General features: G+C 57.2%; 18 protein-coding genes. 4 read left to right on the plus strand and 14 right to left on the minus strand.

The window, feature by feature from the left end; translation table 11 throughout:
• Positions 1 to 496 precede the first annotated feature (496 nt).
• The 7 genes from QPR87_RS05100 to aadA1 form a co-directional block, all read right to left on the minus strand.
• Positions 497 to 2,269 carry an ATP-dependent helicase gene (locus QPR87_RS05100; protein WP_100650094.1) on the minus strand — a complete coding sequence of 591 codons (1,773 nt, stop codon included), beginning with the start codon at positions 2,267 to 2,269 and terminating at the stop codon, positions 497 to 499.
• A complete protein-coding gene (locus QPR87_RS05105) occupies positions 2,266 to 3,852 on the minus strand; it encodes an ATP-dependent nuclease (protein WP_285048676.1) in 1,587 nt (528 codons plus the stop codon). Before QPR87_RS05105 ends, QPR87_RS05100 begins: the two co-directional genes overlap by 4 nt.
• Positions 3,853 to 3,916: 64 nt before the next feature.
• Entirely contained in the window at positions 3,917 to 4,681 is a 765-nt protein-coding gene (locus QPR87_RS05110; RefSeq protein ID WP_001389365.1) for an IS6-like element IS6100 family transposase, read from the minus strand.
• A gap of 506 nt (positions 4,682 to 5,187) precedes the next feature.
• Positions 5,188 to 5,688, minus strand: coding sequence for a GNAT family N-acetyltransferase (locus QPR87_RS05120; RefSeq protein ID WP_000376623.1), 501 nt, complete (start codon positions 5,686 to 5,688; stop codon positions 5,188 to 5,190).
• A 127-nt stretch (positions 5,689 to 5,815) separates the two neighbouring features.
• Entirely contained in the window at positions 5,816 to 6,655 is an 840-nt protein-coding gene (gene sul1, locus QPR87_RS05125; RefSeq protein ID WP_000259031.1) for a sulfonamide-resistant dihydropteroate synthase Sul1, read from the minus strand.
• A complete protein-coding gene (locus QPR87_RS05130) occupies positions 6,649 to 6,996 on the minus strand; it encodes a quaternary ammonium compound efflux SMR transporter QacE delta 1 (protein ID WP_000679427.1) in 348 nt (115 codons plus the stop codon). Before QPR87_RS05130 ends, sul1 begins: the two co-directional genes overlap by 7 nt.
• Positions 6,997 to 7,159: 163 nt before the next feature.
• Positions 7,160 to 7,951: an ANT(3'')-Ia family aminoglycoside nucleotidyltransferase AadA1 gene (aadA1, locus tag QPR87_RS05135; protein WP_001206316.1), complete on the minus strand. Its 792-nt coding sequence runs from the start codon at positions 7,949 to 7,951 to the stop codon at positions 7,160 to 7,162.
• Positions 7,952 to 8,096: 145 nt separating this feature from the next.
• Between aadA1 and intI1 the strand changes: the two genes are divergently transcribed.
• Positions 8,097 to 9,110 (plus strand): class 1 integron integrase IntI1, encoded by a 1,014-nt coding sequence (gene intI1, locus QPR87_RS05140; protein WP_000845048.1) that lies wholly within the window; start codon positions 8,097 to 8,099, stop codon positions 9,108 to 9,110.
• A 323-nt stretch (positions 9,111 to 9,433) separates the two neighbouring features.
• On the opposite strand, the gene QPR87_RS05145 is transcribed toward intI1, so the two are convergent.
• The 6 genes from QPR87_RS05145 to QPR87_RS05165 form a co-directional block, all read right to left on the minus strand.
• Positions 9,434 to 10,198: an IS6-like element IS6100 family transposase gene (locus QPR87_RS05145; protein ID WP_001389365.1), complete on the minus strand. Its 765-nt coding sequence runs from the start codon at positions 10,196 to 10,198 to the stop codon at positions 9,434 to 9,436.
• A gap of 32 nt (positions 10,199 to 10,230) precedes the next feature.
• Positions 10,231 to 10,479, minus strand: a complete 249-nt coding sequence (locus QPR87_RS23600; protein WP_350310443.1) for an AAA family ATPase — start codon at positions 10,477 to 10,479, stop codon at positions 10,231 to 10,233.
• A 158-nt stretch (positions 10,480 to 10,637) separates the two neighbouring features.
• Positions 10,638 to 11,978, minus strand: a complete 1,341-nt coding sequence (locus QPR87_RS05150) for an anti-phage deoxyguanosine triphosphatase (protein ID WP_100650092.1) — start codon at positions 11,976 to 11,978, stop codon at positions 10,638 to 10,640.
• Between the two features lie 20 nt (positions 11,979 to 11,998).
• Positions 11,999 to 12,349: a hypothetical protein gene (locus QPR87_RS05155; protein ID WP_100650091.1), complete on the minus strand. Its 351-nt coding sequence runs from the start codon at positions 12,347 to 12,349 to the stop codon at positions 11,999 to 12,001.
• Positions 12,342 to 13,373, minus strand: a complete 1,032-nt coding sequence (locus tag QPR87_RS05160) for a hypothetical protein (RefSeq protein WP_285048677.1) — start codon at positions 13,371 to 13,373, stop codon at positions 12,342 to 12,344. The genes QPR87_RS05155 and QPR87_RS05160 overlap by 8 nt, the downstream gene beginning before the upstream one ends.
• 101 nt (positions 13,374 to 13,474) lie before the next feature.
• A complete protein-coding gene (locus QPR87_RS05165; protein WP_100650089.1) occupies positions 13,475 to 18,391 on the minus strand; it encodes a DEAD/DEAH box helicase in 4,917 nt (1,638 codons plus the stop codon).
• Positions 18,392 to 19,023: 632 nt separating this feature from the next.
• Between QPR87_RS05165 and QPR87_RS05170 the strand changes: the two genes are divergently transcribed.
• The 3 genes from QPR87_RS05170 (at position 19,024) to QPR87_RS05175 (ending at position 20,528) form a co-directional block, all read left to right on the plus strand.
• Entirely contained in the window at positions 19,024 to 19,551 is a 528-nt protein-coding gene (locus QPR87_RS05170) for an antirestriction protein ArdA (protein WP_100650086.1), read from the plus strand.
• 193 nt (positions 19,552 to 19,744) lie between these two features.
• On the plus strand, positions 19,745 to 19,960 hold the full coding sequence (locus QPR87_RS23605) for a transcriptional regulator domain-containing protein (protein ID WP_100650085.1): 216 nt from the start codon (positions 19,745 to 19,747) through the stop codon (positions 19,958 to 19,960).
• Entirely contained in the window at positions 19,875 to 20,528 is a 654-nt protein-coding gene (locus QPR87_RS05175) for a DUF2285 domain-containing protein (RefSeq protein WP_350310444.1), read from the plus strand. Before QPR87_RS23605 ends, QPR87_RS05175 begins: the two co-directional genes overlap by 86 nt.
• A 17-nt stretch (positions 20,529 to 20,545) precedes the next feature.
• Here the strand turns inward: QPR87_RS05175 and QPR87_RS05180 are convergent, their stop codons facing one another.
• Positions 20,546 to 20,839 (minus strand): DNA -binding domain-containing protein, encoded by a 294-nt coding sequence (locus tag QPR87_RS05180; RefSeq protein WP_502921598.1) that lies wholly within the window; start codon positions 20,837 to 20,839, stop codon positions 20,546 to 20,548.
• Between the last annotated feature and the right edge of the window lie 146 nt (positions 20,840 to 20,985).

Consider the following 20,985-nt stretch of genomic DNA (forward strand, 5'->3'; position numbering starts at 1 on the left):
CCGCGAGTGCCGGGTTTTCCATGCTCCGAAAGCCAGTGCGAAAATCCGTCGTTGACGCCGCGTCACGGATGATCCCGCCATTCCGCTCTGCCGCGGCCGTTCCCACATGAGGCCGCATGGGCCGGTGCCCGGTTCAGTCACCCGAAGGCTGCGGGATAACCTTCGCAGCCGAACCCAAGCCCCGCCCCTGCCATGAGCGGGGCTTCATTCCTTCGCGATGCGCGGCAACGGATCGCCGCGGTAAGAAAGGGTAACAAAGGGGAAAATGGCGCGCCGTACCGGGCGAAGATGATAACTATGTCTACGCTATAGCCCTCCTTTAGATTGGTTCGAATCCCGCGCTTCGCCGCTGTGTCTCGACGGTGACCATCACAGCGCAGAGGAACGCACTTTGTGGGCACGTCCGGCTACCCGCCCCGATACGCTGCCTTTCTCAAACCGTCATCACCCAGGTTCCGCCGTAGCTCTCTAGCCCACAGCGCCTGTGACAACCTCGTTAGTTCGTACGTGCGACGCCACACTCCGCTATGAAACGTGATGGCCGGTCTCTGTAGTCCATTTGGTGAGAGGCAATAAGCAGCAGCTTCTTAGCCCGCGAGATTCCGACGTACATCAGGCGCCGCGCCTCATCGAATTCGCTCTGCGTCCTGGCGCTGAAATGCGGGACGCTTCCTTCATTCATGCAAACTAAGGCTGCCGCGTCAAACTCACGCCCCTTGGAATTGTGCAAGGAGATGAGTTTTATGGCTCGATCCGGATTAGCGAATAAACCCAGATCGGCAATCTCAAGGTTTGCGACATCGACATTGCGTCTAACCATGTCTGCTTCCATCTCATTTACCGACTGACGCAACAGCCACTTGTCGGCCTCCGGCAGCCAGCCATCGCGCGCGAGAATCTCGGCGCTCTCGGCCGAGCAAGCCCTTAACCACGCAAGCCCGCCAGGCTTCCAGTCTGCAATCTTCTTGGCTTCATAGACCAGCGACAGCGCCGTCCGCCGTCCCTCGTACGAGAAGACATCGAAACGCGTGATCCCGAGCACCTCTTGCAAGATGCCGAAGATCGCCTTCTCCACGCCAGGTAGACCGAGAAGGTGTTCCTGCTCGACACAAGCACCAAGTTGTTCAGCCATGGCTGCAAATGTTCGCTTGCGCTGATACGGCCGCGCACCTGGTCCAAAGACCGGCACGCCAAGGGCGCGGAGGTGTCGCGCGATAGGGACAAGGTGCGTCCACCAGGGCGCAAGAATTGCGCATTTGCCAAGCGGAATATTTTGGGCCTCAACCCAGGGCAGAAAATAGTCGGTGATGGCGACTTTGGGATCGTTCACATGCACGTAGATCGGCGCTTCGGTGAATGCCGCTGCCTTACCAACGCTCGTCATCCTTGGCGTTCGCGCGATCAACGTCTCGGCAACATCGACGATCCTCGGACCTGAGCGGAAATTCCCCGAGAGGGCGTAGTCGAGCGAGGCTTCGATGTGAGTGGCGAAATCCTGCGCCAATGCAGGCCTAGCCCCCGCAAAGCCATAGATCGATTGATTTTCATCTCCCACAAGAAAGAAACCGCTCTGCTTGTGCGTGAAGATCGCCTTAAAAATCTCGATCTGTACGGCCGTTGTGTCCTGGAATTCGTCGACCAGAAACCACTTGAACTTGGATGCCACGCCGGTCGCGACGAACGGGTGTTGCTGAAGAATCTGATAAGAGTAGTAAAGGATCATCGAGAAATCGATGAAGCCTCCCGCTAGCATGAACTGCCAGAGCCGCTTGGCAAGTGGGGCCGTTACGATGCCACGCTCAATGCCCGGACCGTACGGCTCACCATCCAATCCCATGGATATTGAGGCATAGTCGTCGAACGTGGTGCGGCCGATGGTGCGCCCGATTTCATCTTCGACGGCTGTCACCAACCGCTCGAAGTCAGGCGACTCGCGCGTTAGTATCCTGAACCTTGCCGGAACATCCTTCGCCAGCCACCGATATGGCCGCAAGATATATTGAAGACAGAATGAGTGAATCGTGCTGACTTCGGTGCAATCGATAATCGAGCGGCTCCCCATTTGCTTGAGGCGGGCCTCGATCTCATCGACGGCGGCATTTGTGTAAGTGATGCAAGCGATAGAACGTGGCGAGCCCACTTGCCCTTCCGCAAGCAGCAGAAGCTTGGCAGTGATCACGCGGGTCTTTCCGCTACCAGGGCAAGCGGAAAGATAGATGTTTCCGTCTTCGATAACGGGGGCGCGCTGCTCCGCGGTGAGGCTGATCATTGGCTTAGCCAATCGATCGCTTGGTCGATGTAGTCTGGCAGACCATTGCATTTGTCGGCATGCCGGGCGGCGACTTGCGCAAATCGAGCCTTCCCGAAACGCTTTGCGGCGGCAAGGACTATACCGCCAGCGTCCGCCAATATTTGATCAGTGTCTGCATCGCCAAAAATGTCATTAGAGAGCTCGGCATAAGCTTCCTCTAGCGATTTCACAGTGCGCGTTGCCCCGAGGTCTTTGAGAGCTGCGATGAACATCGGCAAGGTATCTTCCGATACGAGCTCGCGCTCGAAGGTCGTCGCGCCTGCGAACACCTCAACGTATAGCCCTCTAAGCGCAGCGAGATCCGCTGCATCTTCATCGATGTCGAAGCTGTCGTCGGCATCCGAAGGGGCAAGATCGGCATCAGCTACGATGGCGCAGCGCTTTTCGAGAGAGCCTGCGCGGAAGAGCTTCGCATAGACGCCAAAATGAACGCCGTAGATAGCGATCACTGAGATGCCGGAACGCTCGAGCGAGATACCCTTCACCGCTTCCACCATCGCGGGAATAAGGAAGATTTCTGCGGGGCCCTCTACCAGCATGACACGGCGTGCAAATAGAAGATTGCTCTTGGTTGCATCGAGGTAGCGCTCAAGATCGGCGATGTCGTCTTTCGAAAGCGCATCGTTTTTGGCGAGCGCAGCAGCAGCCACTTTGGAGTCGTCCCTGCGTGTAAGCGAAACGAACGTCTTGAAAGGCGCTTGTGAGGTCACTTGCGGACTGTGCGTCGTGAGGATCACTTGGATACCGAACTGACGCAGGGCGATGAGCAGCGCGATTTGAAGTTGAGGATGCAGGTGTGCTTCGGGCTCTTCGATGAGGAGCAACTGCCCAGCGGAAGAAGCACGTGCGATGCGCTTTTGAAGATATTCAACGAGAATCGCGATGTACAAAATGTTGTTCATGCCGAGCCCGTTGCGAGCGGGCTCGAATTTCATCAACGTCGCATCGGACAGAAGCACTTTGAGATTGCGGATAATCGACTGAAATGTGGCCGAGGCCAGCCCCAATCCGACATCCATTTCGAAGGCGGGACCGGACACCGTCTTGAAGGATTTATCGACGGCCTCCGCAACATCGGAAATCGTTTTCGCGGCCTCGATCTGCTTGTTCGCATCATCGAGTATCTTGATGAGCGCCTGCTGCTCAGCAGGAGGAACATCGAAGGCTTCGATCAACCGCACGAGCGGGGAAACGCGAGCATTTCGAAGATCGGCTTCAACATCGCGCAGCGCCGCAAGCGACACCACGAGGTAGGATTGAAGGTCGGCAAACCTGACCGGTTCACCTACATCCTCGTCGTTCCACTCGATTGTCGCCAGGTCCAACGCGGGATCACCGCCCCCCCGTAGGTCCCAGGAATAATCCTCAACCGTGAGATCGCCGGGCTTGAGCTCCTCGTTATTCAGTCGTTCTCGAATGCTCGGCTTAGGACGGAATCGATAGAAGATACGCGCTTTATCAGGCCCTATCTTCCATGTGCTGACGAGCGCTTCTTCGTTGACCTTGCCCTGAAAGTCCGTGAGCTCGACCCCAATAAGCACCTGGCTCGGGGGCTCTGTTGCAAAGATTGGCGGCAGTCAGAGGTAGGCTGTCGCTCTGCGCCGATCAGGCGGCTGCTGCGAAATGGTGGTTGAGCATGCCCATGGCCTCCGTCAGCGCCGAGGGCCCAATGCCAAAAGCTCTCTCCACAAGGCGCACCTCGCCCCTGATGCCGGGCTGCAGGCACCAGGGGCGAGCCTGTCCTTTGCGCAGGGCTCGCATGACTTCGAATCCCTTGATCGTGGCATAGGCCGTGGGGATCGATTTGAAACCGCGCACCGGCTTGATCAGTATCTTGAGCTTTCCGTGATCGGCCTCGATCACGTTATTGAGATACTTCACCTGCCGGTGGGCCGTCTCCCGGTCCAGCTTTCCTTCGCGCTTCAATTCGGTGATCGCTGCACCATAGCTCGGCGCTTTGTCGGTATTGAGCGTGGCAGGCTTTTCCCAGTGCTTCAGGCCTCGCAGGGCCTTGCCCAGGAACCGCTTCGCTGCCTTGGCGCTGCGGGTCGGCGACAGGTAGAAATCGATCGTGTCGCCCCGCTTGTCGACTGCCCGGTACAGGTAGGTCCACTTGCCCCGCACCTTGACGTAGGTTTCATCCAGGCGCCAGCTCGGATCAAAGCCACGCCGCCAGAACCAGCGCAGCCGCTTCTCCATCTCCGGGGCGTAGCACTGGACCCAGCGATAGATCGTCGTATGGTCGACCGAAATGCCGCGTTCCGCCAGCATTTCCTCAAGGTCGCGATAGCTGATCGGATAGCGACAATACCAGCGCACCGCCCACAGGATCACATCACCCTGGAAATGGCGCCACTTGAAATCCGTCATCGTTCCGTCCGTCCAATCTCCGCCAAGCATGCTCAAGCTTCACGATTTTTGCAACAGAGCCCACACGAGTATTGAGCATAGTCGAGATTGGTGCAGATCACTTCTGATATTGAACTGTCAGGAGCTGGCTGCACAACAGCCATTACGCCCAATCAACTGGTGCAGTCGTCTTCTGAAAATGACATTTGGTATCTCTCATAAACGGATGTTTTTGAGAGAACTATCTTCGGCCTTCACACGCACGAAAGGCGGCGAAGCTCCGCCGTTAATCCGTCCGCCGGAGATCTCGCCCAGGCAGGCTGAAGGCCGAGCAAGCCTGACAGGCCCGAAAAGCCCGGCACGGGCGTCGGCGGCGATGACGGCGGCGGCATTATCCAGGGTTGATGATGGAAGTGGAGGATATCGACAACCTCTCGCGCAACCAAGACATCGCGGTCGGACTGCAAGTGATCTTGAAGCCACGGGCCCGTCCCACCCCGACATGGACCTCGATGCCCGAACGGACGTTAGATTTCGAGTTCTAGGCGTTCTGCGATGAAGGTTGGATCCCAGCCGGGATTGAAAGTGTCGACGTGGGTGAATCCGAGCCGCTCGTATAGGCCACGCAGGTTCGGGTGGCAGTCGAGCCGCAGCTTGGCGCACCCCTGCGTTCGCGCGGCATGGCGGCAAGCCTCGATCAGCGCGGAGCTGACACCCCGGCCCGCATGTGTCCGTCGCACCGCGAGCTTGTGCAGATATGCGGCCTCCCCCTTGAGGGCGTCGGGCCAGAACTCGGGATCCTCGGCCGACAAGGTGCAACAGCCGACGATGCCGTCGCTGCAACTCGCGACTAGGAGCTCGGATCTCAGGACGAAGGTCTCCGCGAATGTCCGGTCGATCCGCGCGACGTCCCAGGCGGGCGTTCCCTTGGCGGACATCCACGCCGCAGCGTCGTGCATCAGCCGCACAACCTCGTCGATATCACCCGAGCAGGCGACCCGAACGTTCGGAGGCTCCTCGCTGTCCATTCGCTCCCCTGGCGCGGTATGAACCGCCGCCTCATAGTGCAGTTTGATCCTGACGAGCCCAGCATGTCTGCGCCCACCTTCGCGGAACCTGACCAGGGTCCGCTAGCGGGCGGCCGGAAGGTGAATGCTAGGCATGATCTAACCCTCGGTCTCTGGCGTCGCGACTGCGAAATTTCGCGAGGGTTTCCGAGAAGGTGATTGCGCTTCGCAGATCTCCAGGCGCGTGGGTGCGGACGTAGTCAGCGCCATTGCCGATCGCGTGAAGTTCCGCCGCAAGGCTCGCTGGACCCAGATCCTTTACAGGAAGGCCAACGGTGGCGCCCAAGAAGGATTTCCGCGACACCGAGACCAATAGCGGAAGCCCCAACGCCGACTTCAGCTTTTGAAGGTTCGACAGCACGTGCAGCGATGTTTCCGGTGCGGGGCTCAAGAAAAATCCCATCCCCGGATCGAGGATGAGCCGGTCGGCAGCGACCCCGCTCCGTCGCAAGGCGGAAACCCGCGCCTCGAAGAACCGCACAATCTCGTCGAGCGCGTCTTCGGGTCGAAGGTGACCGGTGCGGGTGGCGATGCCATCCCGCTGCGCTGAGTGCATAACCACCAGCCTGCAGTCCGCCTCAGCAATATCGGGATAGAGCGCAGGGTCAGGAAATCCTTGGATATCGTTCAGGTAGCCCACGCCGCGCTTGAGCGCATAGCGCTGGGTTTCCGGTTGGAAGCTGTCGATTGAAACACGGTGCATCTGATCGGACAGGGCGTCTAAGAGCGGCGCAATACGTCTGATCTCATCGGCCGGCGATACAGGCCTCGCGTCCGGATGGCTGGCGGCCGGTCCGACATCCACGACGTCTGATCCGACTCGCAGCATTTCGATCGCCGCGGTGACAGCGCCGGCGGGGTCTAGCCGCCGGCTCTCATCGAAGAAGGAGTCCTCGGTGAGATTCAGAATGCCGAACACCGTCACCATGGCGTCGGCCTCCGCAGCGACTTCCACGATGGGGATCGGGCGAGCAAAAAGGCAGCAATTATGAGCCCCATACCTACAAAGCCCCACGCATCAAGCTTTTGCCCATGAAGCAACCAGGCAATGGCTGTAATTATGACGACGCCGAGTCCCGACCAGACTGCATAAGCAACACCGACAGGGATGGATTTCAGAACCAGAGAAAGAAAATAAAATGCGATGCCATAACCGATTATGACAACGGCGGAAGGGGCAAGCTTAGTAAAGCCCTCGCTAGATTTTAATGCGGATGTTGCGATTACTTCGCCAACTATTGCGATAACAAGAAAAAGCCAGCCTTTCATGATATATCTCCCAATTTGTGTAGGGCTTATTATGCACGCTTAAAAATAATAAAAGCAGACTTGACCTGATAGTTTGGCTGTGAGCAATTATGTGCTTAGTGCATCTAACGCTTGAGTTAAGCCGCGCCGCGAAGCGGCGTCGGCTTGAACGAATTGTTAGACATTATTTGCCGACTACCTTGGTGATCTCGCCTTTCACGTAGTGAACAAATTCTTCCAACTGATCTGCGCGGGAGGCCAAGCGATCTTCTTCTTGTCCAAGATAAGCCTGTCTAGCTTCAAGTATGACGGGCTGATACTGGGCCGGCAGGCGCTCCATTGCCCAGTCGGCAGCGACATCCTTCGGCGCGATTTTGCCGGTTACTGCGCTGTACCAAATGCGGGACAACGTAAGCACTACATTTCGCTCATCGCCAGCCCAGTCGGGCGGCGAGTTCCATAGCGTTAAGGTTTCATTTAGCGCCTCAAATAGATCCTGTTCAGGAACCGGATCAAAGAGTTCCTCCGCCGCTGGACCTACCAAGGCAACGCTATGTTCTCTTGCTTTTGTCAGCAAGATAGCCAGATCAATGTCGATCGTGGCTGGCTCGAAGATACCTGCAAGAATGTCATTGCGCTGCCATTCTCCAAATTGCAGTTCGCGCTTAGCTGGATAACGCCACGGAATGATGTCGTCGTGCACAACAATGGTGACTTCTACAGCGCGGAGAATCTCGCTCTCTCCAGGGGAAGCCGAAGTTTCCAAAAGGTCGTTGATCAAAGCTCGCCGCGTTGTTTCATCAAGCCTTACGGTCACCGTAACCAGCAAATCAATATCACTGTGTGGCTTCAGGCCGCCATCCACTGCGGAGCCGTACAAATGTACGGCCAGCAACGTCGGTTCGAGATGGCGCTCGATGACGCCAACTACCTCTGATAGTTGAGTCGATACTTCGGCGATCACCGCTTCCCTCATGATGTTTAACTTTGTTTTAGGGCGACTGCCCTGCTGCGTAACATCGTTGCTGCTCCATAACATCAAACATCGACCCACGGCGTAACGCGCTTGCTGCTTGGATGCCCGAGGCATAGACTGTACAAAAAAACAGTCATAACAAGCCATGAAAACCGCCACTGCGCCGTTACCACCGCTGCGTTCGGTCAAGGTTCTGGACCAGTTGCGTGAGCGCATACGCTACTTGCATTACAGCTTACGAACCGAACAGGCTTATGTCCACTGGGTTCGTGCCTTCATCCGTTTCCACGGTGTGCGTCACCCGGCAACCTTGGGCAGCAGCGAAGTCGAGGCATTTCTGTCCTGGCTGGCGAACGAGCGCAAGGTTTCGGTCTCCACGCATCGTCAGGCATTGGCGGCCTTGCTGTTCTTCTACGGCAAGGTGCTGTGCACGGATCTGCCCTGGCTTCAGGAGATCGGAAGACCTCGGCCGTCGCGGCGCTTGCCGGTGGTGCTGACCCCGGATGAAGTGGTTCGCATCCTCGGTTTTCTGGAAGGCGAGCATCGTTTGTTCGCCCAGCTTCTGTATGGAACGGGCATGCGGATCAGTGAGGGTTTGCAACTGCGGGTCAAGGATCTGGATTTCGATCACGGCACGATCATCGTGCGGGAGGGCAAGGGCTCCAAGGATCGGGCCTTGATGTTACCCGAGAGCTTGGCACCCAGCCTGCGCGAGCAGCTGTCGCGTGCACGGGCATGGTGGCTGAAGGACCAGGCCGAGGGCCGCAGCGGCGTTGCGCTTCCCGACGCCCTTGAGCGGAAGTATCCGCGCGCCGGGCATTCCTGGCCGTGGTTCTGGGTTTTTGCGCAGCACACGCATTCGACCGATCCACGGAGCGGTGTCGTGCGTCGCCATCACATGTATGACCAGACCTTTCAGCGCGCCTTCAAACGTGCCGTAGAACAAGCAGGCATCACGAAGCCCGCCACACCGCACACCCTCCGCCACTCGTTCGCGACGGCCTTGCTCCGCAGCGGTTACGACATTCGAACCGTGCAGGATCTGCTCGGCCATTCCGACGTCTCTACGACGATGATTTACACGCATGTGCTGAAAGTTGGCGGTGCCGGAGTGCGCTCACCGCTTGATGCGCTGCCGCCCCTCACTAGTGAGAGGTAGGGCAGCGCAAGTCAATCCTGGCGGATTCACTACCCCTGCGCGAAGGCCATCGGTGCCGCATCGAACGGCCGGTTGCGGAAAGTCCTCCCTGCGTCCGCTGATGGCCGGCAGCAGCCCGTCGTTGCCTGATGGATCCAACCCCTCCGCTGCTATAGTGCAGTCGGCTTCTGACGTTCAGTGCAGCCGTCTTCTGAAAACGACACCACCCTGCCCTTTCCCTGGCGTTTTTTGTCGCGTGTTTTAGTTGCATGAAATAGAATACTTGCGACGGCTCTGTTGCAAAGATTGGCGGCAGTCAGAGGTAGGCTGTCGCTCTGCGCCGATCAGGCGGCTGCTGCGAAATGGTGGTTGAGCATGCCCATGGCCTCCGTCAGCGCCGAGGGCCCAATGCCAAAAGCTCTCTCCACAAGGCGCACCTCGCCCCTGATGCCGGGCTGCAGGCACCAGGGGCGAGCCTGTCCTTTGCGCAGGGCTCGCATGACTTCGAATCCCTTGATCGTGGCATAGGCCGTGGGGATCGATTTGAAACCGCGCACCGGCTTGATCAGTATCTTGAGCTTTCCGTGATCGGCCTCGATCACGTTATTGAGATACTTCACCTGCCGGTGGGCCGTCTCCCGGTCCAGCTTTCCTTCGCGCTTCAATTCGGTGATCGCTGCACCATAGCTCGGCGCTTTGTCGGTATTGAGCGTGGCAGGCTTTTCCCAGTGCTTCAGGCCTCGCAGGGCCTTGCCCAGGAACCGCTTCGCTGCCTTGGCGCTGCGGGTCGGCGACAGGTAGAAATCGATCGTGTCGCCCCGCTTGTCGACTGCCCGGTACAGGTAGGTCCACTTGCCCCGCACCTTGACGTAGGTTTCATCCAGGCGCCAGCTCGGATCAAAGCCACGCCGCCAGAACCAGCGCAGCCGCTTCTCCATCTCCGGGGCGTAGCACTGGACCCAGCGATAGATCGTCGTATGGTCGACCGAAATGCCGCGTTCCGCCAGCATTTCCTCAAGGTCGCGATAGCTGATCGGATAGCGACAATACCAGCGCACCGCCCACAGGATCACATCACCCTGGAAATGGCGCCACTTGAAATCCGTCATCGTTCCGTCCGTCCAATCTCCGCCAAGCATGCTCAAGCTTCACGATTTTTGCAACAGAGCCGGCTCGGGCGCGATACGTCAACTGACGTATGAATATCCTCTCGTATCAGCGCCCGGTAGCTGGACGGCAGAGACACATCGAGGCAAATTTGTATCGCTCTGAGCAGGGCGCTCTTGCCGGTGTTGTTTTCCCCAATAACACAACACAGGTCCTCACAGACACTTACATCAACATTCTCAAGCGCGCGATAGTTGCGCACGACCACCCTAGAAATCTGCATTTTCTGCCCCCCAACCCCAGAGTAATAAACAAATGACGCTCGCCAAAAATCCTCTCTCCGCCGCTAGAATAGCGGTAATCATATCGCGTTGCGAAAGATCGGAGCACAATGGAGTATTTTGCTCCATAGGCGCGTGGCGAGGCGCTATCTGAACTCGCTTATATTTTATCGAATACGGACCCCATGCGCGGGCTGAATAGACGATCATATGTTTTTAGGAGGAAGCCGTCTGTCATTCCGGCGACGTAGTCGCAGATCGACCGGAGGTCGTTTCCGGTCGCCTTATAAGCCGCAAAGGCATCCGCAGGGAGCATCGCTTCGGGATCGCAAGCGAGCGCTTCGAAAACGGACACCACCATCTTTTGCCCCTTGACCTCAAGGTGCTGCACTTCTGCGCTCTTGATCACTTTCGTCACGATTAGATCTTGAAGAGCGTCGAGAAATTCTCGCTCGCCCCCGGCTAGCACCGCATTATAGCGGATGAGCGGCTCGAAGAAATCCACGTTCTGTATGATCCCTACGCCGGTGATGAAGTGATGCACCAGCCTGCCGATGTAGTGTTTGCGCTCTTTGCCGCTGCCGAATAGCGACGACACGATCGAATCGTAGAGACTGTTGTGGTTTCCATCGGGTTTTCGCCGCTTTAGCATCTCGATAAACGAGGCGCACTTCTCCTCAGGCACCGAGGAACGGAAATCGCGCTCCGTTATCAGACCCATAGCGATTGCATCTTCCAGATCGTGAACGCCGTAAGCGATGTCGTCCGCGACATCCATGATGCTGCAATCGAAAGACTTGAACATCGTCTTCGAGTGCTTCTTCTCGACGGGGTTTACAGAAATGAACTGCTTTCGTTCGGCCGGATCGAGCGGGCTGAGTATCCAGTCGACCACATCGCGCTCGCTGTTCAGATAGCATTTGGGCGGCTTCGACGATTTTCGCTCAATCAATCTGATCGACTGAGGCTCCTTGGCCATCGTCGGCACGAGAAGCGGATTCGCTGCCTCATCGTAGCTCGCAGGGTACTTAAGCACACCCAGAAGGGTGCGACGTGTAACGTCCGTCCCATGCGACTTCGAAAAATTCTCCAGACGAGCAAGAATTCGAAGCGTGTGCCCGTTTCCTTCGAATCCGCCATGACCCCGCATGCAATAATTGAGTGCGACTTCGCCGCCATGGCCGAATGGCGGGTGACCTAGATCGTGCGCGAACCCAACCGCCTGAATAAGACTTGTAGACGGCAAATGAGGATGGACGGGATGATCCGTATGCGCCGAAAGTTGACGAACGATACTGTTCGCAATCTGCGCTACCTCTAACGAATGCGTCAGGCGCGTTCGGTAGAAGTCGCTATCGCCGAGATTGAGGACTTGCGTCTTCCCCTGCAAGCGTCGGAAAGAACCGGAATGCACAATGCGGGCGTAATCCACATCGTAAGGCGTTCGTTGATCCTCTGGCTGCTGTACCCAATCGCTCCGACGCTTTTCCCAAACAGACATGCCCCCTCCACACATATCGTCTATCGGTACTCCCTAATTGCTTTTCTATCGAGTTCATCTGCCGGTACCAAGCAGTAGTGTCGCTCCTCCACGCCCTTCACTTGCCCGTCGTCGAGCGTCAGCTCGAAAAGGGCAATGACTCCCTCGTTCATAAACTGCGCAGCGACAGGGCGGCAGCGCATGTCTGGGAACTTCTCAGCGCCGAAAGCAATATCCTGGCCTGTTTGCACAGCGCCGATCTGGTCTTTTCCGTCTTTGGCTTGAACGGGAATGACATAGTGGCAGCCATACTTGTCGAGCCCGATATAGAGATCATCGATCTCGATCTGACCGACTCCCTTCACGATCGTGCGGAGATGTCGACTACTCATCGCTACCCCCTCTGCCCGCGAAAAGGTCGCCCTGGTCTGTGTCGATTTCGCTAAATGCACCCAAAACCGCAGACAGAGCATTATCGTCTAGCGGCTCCGATAAGGCATCGCTATTGAACTCCAGAACGCGCAAAACCCTGATATTTTTGGGTGAGTTGACTTTTCCCTGAAATGCCCACTGCACCTTGATCGTGTCCATGATGTGGATGTTGAGGCGTTCGGCTTTTACCAATCCCCAGAACTGCTCATCTTCAATCCGGAAAAGCCGCTCGCGGCCCTTGGCGTCCTTCGCCTTCCAAGCACGCTGACGATCTTCCCTTTCCCAATTCGGGGACGTGACCTTGAGGTCAACAATGGCCGTTTGCCACGGCTCGTCGTTCTCGTCTTTCAGCGGCGGGAGAACAACCTGTAGGCGTGCAAAGTCGCTTCGGTCGATCGGGAAAACAGGCTCGTCCTCGAACCCAACTGCACGGATATCAGGTGTGGCGGCGCAAGCTTCGTAAAACTCGTTCCGTGCGGCGAATCCATCGCGGAAGCGCGTCGTGGTTATCCCGACCGATTCCAGTTCGGCGACATCTGTTTGAAGAAAGGATTTTGTTGTTCCGACAAGGAATTCAGCGGCGGCAAGGCATTTCGCTTCGTCGTCTTCTGGCTCTTCGTCCGCTTCCTCGATGGCTTCGTCATCCTCATCAGAAACGATCTGTTCCCTGATCGCCGAACCGGCCTGCTCGGCCCAATGTGCCGGCTCCTGCAATGTCAGACCACGGATGAAAGCCTGACCGATGTCGCTTTCTGTAAACGTCCAAACGGCAAGCCATCCGCCGAACAAATAGACGCCGATCTTGCTTTTAAAGGAGCCTTCCTGCGGCGGAAGCACCAGAATTTCGTATTTCAGCTTTCCATCAAACAACTCTCTGTTCAAAGAGGCGATGATGGCTTCCGTCTGTTCGGCGGTGCGCACAAACGTATTGAGGGGTATGGCATGGGCCGGTAAATCAAAATGGATCGGCAGGATGGCAAGCACGCCATCCCTTCTTGATTTCGATTGTACCATCCCCGCGCCCCTCCCGACGCAGCCAGTTGCGGCTGCTTACATTTGAATTGATCCCAACATGACAAAGATACTCATTCGCCGATATCCAACGCCGGAAGACTGCGGACGATTTTCATCGTCTCCAAGCTGACGGTGATGACACGCTGAAACAGTTCCAGCGGATAGGCCGGATTGCCAACCGTTTCGATAGCATAGCGGTTGGCGTCGTTGACGATGCCGCTGTCCTTATCTGTCTTGACGCATTGGCGCTCCATCACCCATTCAAGGGCAGGCTTACTGTTGACGACATATTCATATGCCTCAAGCGGGATGTCCTGCATGGTGATGTTGGCATTGTAGATGACGACGGATTTATCCTTAGATTTCCCACTACCGCCGAACTTCATCTTCGTGACGCGGTAGAACGCTTCTGGATCAGGGATGTTAGCAAGCCGCAAGTCTCCCTGTTTGAAAGTGACTGGATACGGCTCCACGCGTTCGTAACCGACATGGAGATCGCCAAGGGTGCGGCCAGCGTCGCGGAAGGCGCGGAAGTCAGCAAAGGTTTTCACCGCCGGGATGCGGGGGAGCTGCTTGGCGAGGTTGTTGGCGAACCTCGCGCGATAATCGGGTGAGTGAAGCAGGCCGTAGATGTAATAGAACAGGTCTTCCTTACTGATATCTTCCCCCGGATAGGCGGCTTGGAAATGGGCAAGGCCCTCATCGGTGATCGCATCACGGCGAGTGAGGCCGCCGTCCTGATCGCTCGATGCGGCGAAGAGGCCATCATCGGGTTGGGTTTCTTCGTAGAGGTACAGGGGGAAGCACTGATAGCCGCCCATGTTTGGCGCAAGATTTAGGTCAGGTATCGCAGACACCATGAACCCCGAAAACAAACCGGGGCTACATCTTGCGGGCACGCAAATGCACAAGTTTTCGACACCTTCGTTCGGGTATACGCGCGGCATCTGATAGACAACTTCATTGAGTTGTCGGTCAAAATAGAGCCATTGCGCCGTGAAGGGTCGGTAAGTGGACCGACGAATTTTGCTCGGATCAAATTTGATCTTGGTCTGCTTGCCGACGGATGCTTTTAGGGCGCGGCTCCAACTGATGCGCTTTGTTTCATCTGTTACAAAACTATCGACATAGTCGTTTCTTGCCTTGGCGTTGGGGAAGGTTTTGCTGAGTGCCGCGAAGCGTTCTCGCTCTTCATTATAAACCGAGATCATCCTCTGCATGTTATCGCGGAGTTTCGTGGGCGAAGAATTCAGCGCCCATGCATCCCTTGCAGTAACAACGCCAAGAGAGTGCAGGCTAAAAACCTGCGGCCCAATGGCTTCATCTTTGCTAGCAATAGGAAGAAATGTTTCAAAGGCCTCATCCGTCTGGTCTAGCCAGTCATTGTTCTTGTCTGGCGTGATGCCCCTCCATCCATCGATCTTGGAGATGCCACTGATAGAATGGAAATCTCTGATGATCCCGAGCTTTTGTTTCTGGTCGAGATAGTCGCCAATGTCGTGAAAATGAATGTGCCCTTTCTCAGCTGCATCAGGATTCTTGACGAGAACCGAAATCGCAATCGGCGCTCGGCTGCCTGAGCCGAAAATCTTTCCCCCTTCCTTGCGAGAAAGCTCGCCAGAAGTGCGCTGATTGCCCCGTAGATGGAAGATGTATAGATCACTGAAGTCTTCCGCCAGGCATTCGCGCATCCCATCTGCTGTTGAGGTTTCCACCCAACCCGCGCTGCTTACGAACGCCAGCACACCGCTATTACCGATGCGATCGCTTGCCCAACGAAAGGCTCTAACATAGCTATCGTAGAGTGCACGCGACAGTTTTCGCTTTGATCTATGCGCGTAGGTTTCGCGAATCCTCTCATCCAGCTTCGGATAGACAATGTTTGCAGCATTGTCGTTCTCGCTGTCCTGACCAATCGAATACGGCGGATTACCCACGATTACCCGAATATCGGACGCCTTCTGCCGCTTCCGTCGTTCCGAGTTGTCCGGCATGTACCGCGATACTAGGTCGTCGCTCTCGTACATCTGGAAGGTGTCGGTGAGGCAAATACCCTCAAATGGCACATAATCACCGCCCATGATGCCGTGATAGACGGCTTCGATGTTGATGGCGGCGATATAGTACGCCAGTAGAACAATCTCGTTGGCATGGATTTCATGCCGGAACTTGTGTTCCATTTCCTCCGGGGCAATCAGGCCTGATTGCAAAAGCCGCGTGATGAAAGTGCCGGTTCCCGTGAACGGGTCGATGATGTGGACGCCTTCGGAACCAAGCGTCTGCCCAAATTCCTGCTGCAAAACCTCGTTCACCGAATGGATGATGAAGTCCACGATTTCGACCGGCGTATAAACGATGCCAAGCTTGTCCGTCGTACGTTTGAAGGCTTTGGCAAAAAACTTCTCGTAAAGCTCGACAACAAGCCGCTGCTTGGCCTGCGGATCGGTGATGCCTGATGCACGCATCCGCACACTGGCATAGAACTTTTCGAGATCTTTTGATTCCTTGTCGAGATTGGCTTCGTCCAGCACGTCCAGTGCTCTCTGCATGGCGCGGGAGACGGGGTTCTCGCTGGTGAACTGATGGCCTTCAAACAGCACCTCGAACACCGGACGGGTGATGATGTGCTGCGCGAGCATTTCGACGGCATCATCTTCGGTGATGCTGTCATTCAGGTCATCTTTCAGCTCGCCGTGGAATTCGTCGAAGGCACGGCAGGCTTCGGTATCCGGATCGGCAAGGATGCCTTTTAGGCGGCTGATATGGTTCTTGGCGATTTCGGCGATGTTGGTCGCCCAATCTTCCCAATAATCACGGGTGCCGCACTTCTTGACGATCTTCGCCATGATAGCGCGCGAGAATTCGTCAACGGAGAAGGCAAGCTCGCCCTGCACCTCGCCGGTGACGATCGGATCGCGCCCCGGTGTGCCGATACCCGACCGCTCGGGTTTCGAGCGCGTCGGCAGGTCTTCAACAACGGCAGTGACGGCCTGCAACTCGGCATTCCGGGTGACGCCGATGATCTCGATCGCATTGCTGACATCCTGCCCCAGCGATGCCTTATTGATGGTCGCATCGAAACGATCGTCATGGGCGCGCAAGGCGTTGAGGATTTGCCAGACAACGCGATACTTCTCGTTGTCGTTCAATGCCTGTTCCGGTGGAACGCCTGCGGGGACGCCGACGGGCAGGATCACGTAACCCATCTTCTTGCCTTCGGCGCGGCGCATCACGCGCCCGACCGATTGCACGACATCGATCTGGCTCTTACGCGGATGCAGAAACATGATCGCGTCGAGCGCGGGAACGTCCACGCCTTCCGATAGGCAGCGCGCATTGGTCAAGATACGGCAGATATCGTCACCGGCATTGGCTTTCAACCAATCAAGCAACGCCCCACGGGACTTGGCATTGAACGTGCCGTCAACGTGTTCGATCTCGCACCGCAACGACAACCTGTTTTCAGCGTCGTCTTCGTCGGTATAGTCGAGATATTCATCAACAACCGTGCTGAACTCGTCGCGGATCAGCTTGGAACTGCGGATATCTTTGCAGAATGCCAAGGCGCGGCGCATGGGATGTGGATCGGTGGCAAGGTCGGCTTTCATGTCGGCTTTGGTCAGAGCTTTGTAGCAGCCGATGATCTTGGTCGCGTCATCAAGGACAAGCTCGGAGCTGCCGTCACCAAGACGCTTCTGGATCGCTGAACTGACAAGTCCTTCATCCATCGCTAGCACGACAACCTTGTAGTCGGTCAGAAGGTTGTTCTGCACCGCCCATGAGAAGCCGCGATAGAAGAGCGTCTTTCCGAACAGCTTCTCGTCATCCATCGAAGCCAGAACAGCGTCCGCTTCATCGGCACGGCTCTTCACGTTGTCGCCGAAGATGCGCGGCGTGGCCGTCATATAGAGGCGCTTCTTGCCACGAATAATGTCGTTGGAATGGACTTTGACGAAATTGGATTCGTCCTCGCCCGCCAGAGTTGCGCCCGTGGTGCGGTGCGCCTCGTCGCAAACGATGAGGTCGAATTCCGGCAGGCCGTGCTTCTGCTGTGCGTCCGCGACAACCTGAATGGATTGGTAGGTCGCAAACACCACGGTCATCTTGTCCGGCACGGCCTCGCCCGCGCTTTCGGAAAGCTTGGCGGCGTTGGTCGTGGCAGGGAATGCGAGGTCCAGCACGTCGATTTCGGCAATGTCATCCTTGCTCTGACGACGCTTGCCGACCTGCGTATCGGAACATACCGCAAAGGATCGCAACGGGGTTTCGGTGTCCGCCGTCCATTCGCGTACCGTCTGCGACATCAGGGCAAGGGACGGCACAAGGAACAGGACAAGCTTTCCTTCCCCTGCAAGGTCTTCGGCGATCTTGAGACTAGTGAAGGTCTTGCCTGTTCCGCAGGCCATGATGAGCTTACCGCGATCGGCTTCGGCCAGTCCGGTGCGCACCTCACGCAAGGCGTCCTGCTGGTGTTCGCGGAGTTTCTTTTTGTCGGCCAGCACCACTTCGCCCTTGGCGGCGAAGGTTTCCCAACGGATAGGACTTTCCTGCATTTCGGAAAGGTTGATCCGAAGGACGGGGATGGCCTGCCCACGGATCATGGTTTCGGCGTTTTCGCTCCAAGCCTTTTCGGTGCTGTCAATGATGACGCGCCGCTTGAACGGGGCCTTGCCCGATGCCGATATGAAGCTGTCGATGTCCTCTTTCCTGATGCGGTAGGCGGCATCATAGAATTTGCACTGGATCGCGGCGAAACCGTCTTCGTCGCGAAGCTTGGCTACAAGGTCGATCCCGGTGTCGCGGGCATCCCAGCCGTTAGCGTCGGCCCAATCCTTGAAGGTCTGGACCTGCTCATACTGTTCAAGCTGGATCGGATCATGGGTGAGGTAGGCGATGGCGAAACGCTCGAAATACGTTCCCTTTTCCCGCTCGGTACGCGCTGCATCACGGTAGGTCTGCAAAAGCGATTGCAGCGTCTGTTCGGCCATGTCTTCCCCCAAGCCCCTGTTCGGGCATTCACCTGCTGCGCCGGAACTGGCTTTCGCGCGTGTTCCATCAGCGCGTCGTCACGTTCGGTTTCGTTGCGGGTTGCGCGTCCGACGACGCGCTGTTCCTACGGACAAAATCGCGCATGAACTCCCGTATGACCTGCGCGGCAGGCCGATCCAGAACCTGACAGGCTGCAAGGAATTCATCCCGCAGCTCGCGCTCGATCCTGATTCGCATACCGGCGTCTTTTTTCATAGTTCGCAGTGTATCCGGCGGATACACAAAAACCAGCCCTGAGGATATGCTTACCGCCAGCAAACACCGTGAATTCGTCTAGCGGCCGTCTAGCTCTCTACCACGCAATCTGTGAGCGCGTTCGCCTGCGGGCCGGCGCGGCTTTCGCCGCGTCCCATCTGATAGCTATTTCTAAGGGCGCTGCCCTCGCGCGGCGCAAGAAAACTCTCCGGCCTTTCGCGGCATAAACGGCCCGCTCCCCGCAAGCGGGTCCCCTCCATTTATTCCACGGTGCCAAAGGGTTGTCTGGCACCTTACTACCCCGGTCTCGCCGACGGGCAAGGGGTCAGGAGCGGCGCTTCGCTGCTCTGAACCCCAAACCCGAAGGAACAGAGACATGACCAGCGCAGCCGACAGCAATCCTCGCATCTATGTTGCCTGCCTTGCCGCCTATAATAACGGCTATTTGCATGGAGCGTGGATCGACGCGGATCAGGACGTGGACGAAATCAGGGACGAGATCGCGACCATGCTCGCACGGTCCCCCATCGAGCACGCGGAGGAATATGCCATCCATGATTATGAGGGCTTCGAGGGTGTCGCGATCAGCGAATATGCGGGCATCGACACCGTAGCACGCATGGGCGCTTTCATCGCAGAACATGGCGCACTTGGCGCGGGCCTGCTGGAGCAGTTCAGCGGCGACATGGAACAAGCCGAAACCGCCTTGCAGGATTGCTATCATGGTCAGTTCGCCAGCCTCGCCGACTACATGGAGGAATTGACCACCGAGAGCGTCACGATCCCCGAGGCGCTACTCTACTATGTCGATTGGCAGGCGATGGCGCGCGACGCTGAGATGGGCGGCGACCTGTTCACCATCGAAACTGCGCACGGTGAGGTGCATGTGTTTTCCAGCAGATGAGAACAAGGCTACCCATCCGTGCTGATAGGGGCAGGCGTCCCGGAGTTACCGGCTGTCGCCAAGCCAAGAATACCAAAAATGATCGAGTTAGCCGCTCAAGGTATCTGCTTTGAGTGGGTTCTATATTTCCAGTGATCCTTGAACCTCTTTTTGCCGGGCGCTGCCCAGCATCCCGGCTTGGGGAGGTGACGCCATGCTCAGCATTGATTGGCGATCTCCGGCGGCATACGGGCACACAAAGCACATCCCTGCCGCTGGTTTCGCTTGGGAATACCTACGCCGGAATGACGATTATCGTCACGACTTCCAGACCATCGCATTTAATGGACAATCGGCCGGCCGCGACCTTGAAGAGTTCGCGCATCGCTGGGGATTGCGATTTCCCCTGCGATCCAGACGCGCCGCATGATTGTCAAACGCCGATCTGGAGCCCGCGCCTTCAACCGCAAGCTGTGATGTTGTCGCCTGTAGATCACAAGGACGGCGACACCGAGCCAATATTGACGCTGGCGCACCTAGACGGCCTAGACCTGCGCCCCGCTGCCGATGGCTGGCATGGCCTCTGGCAGGTGGATGGCGTTGCACATCAGTTCTGGCTTCCAGAGGCGATGCCGGATGCCGCCGCCTACTATGCCGTCACCCTGCCGATGGATTCCTTTCTGGAGCTGCGCGCTCACGCTGTCCGTCGATTCTGGCGGTCCCTCAACGGCCGAGCGCCCGGTCCCGACTTCCGGGCCGTTCCCACGCAGCTACGTCAATGGCATATCCTGTCCCTGCGCACGCTCGACGCCCGGCTGCGCGGAGAGAGCTATCGCACCATCGCCGAAGTCCTGCTCGGCTTTCGCGGCACCAAGGAAGACTTTGAGAACGATCCGCGCAAGAACAAGGCCCGCCGCCTGGTCGCGCACGGTATCAAGATGATGCGCGGCGGCTATCGCTTGCTGCTTCATTACCCGATCAAGCCCGGCAAGCGTTGATCGTGCGAGTGTTGTCCTCACGCCTTGTTGGCTGCCGCCTGCTCCAGAATCTTGCGATAGCCTTCACGCGATAGCCATTGCGCGCGTTCGAGATGACTTTGCCAGCAACGATAGGTCCGAAGTTCCTCGGCTGCCGGATCGCGGTGCAGCACGATCCGGGCGACTTCCTTCCAGTCTGCGCCCTCGGCCTTCGCATCGAGAAGACGCAGATAGGTGACGTAGTGGCGTTCGTCATAGGCGGTTATGGCGTCGCCGGCTGGTGCTTCGTCATCCACATCGGGATCGAGTTCGACGGGAACCCGCATGGTCATTCCCCGTATCCGGGAGAGCTTTGTCTGCGGTGCGCCCCCGCAAACGATTCTCTCTGACTCTTGGTGATCGGGGAGTTCGAAACCGTCACGAAACGGCCCCATGGCCTTTAGCTCGGAAAGCCTGTTGTATACGCCACAGGCTCCCC

Origin of the sequence: Paracoccus sp. SSJ, assembly GCF_030234105.1 — a bacterium.
Lineage (GTDB): Bacteria > Pseudomonadota > Alphaproteobacteria > Rhodobacterales > Rhodobacteraceae > Paracoccus > Paracoccus denitrificans.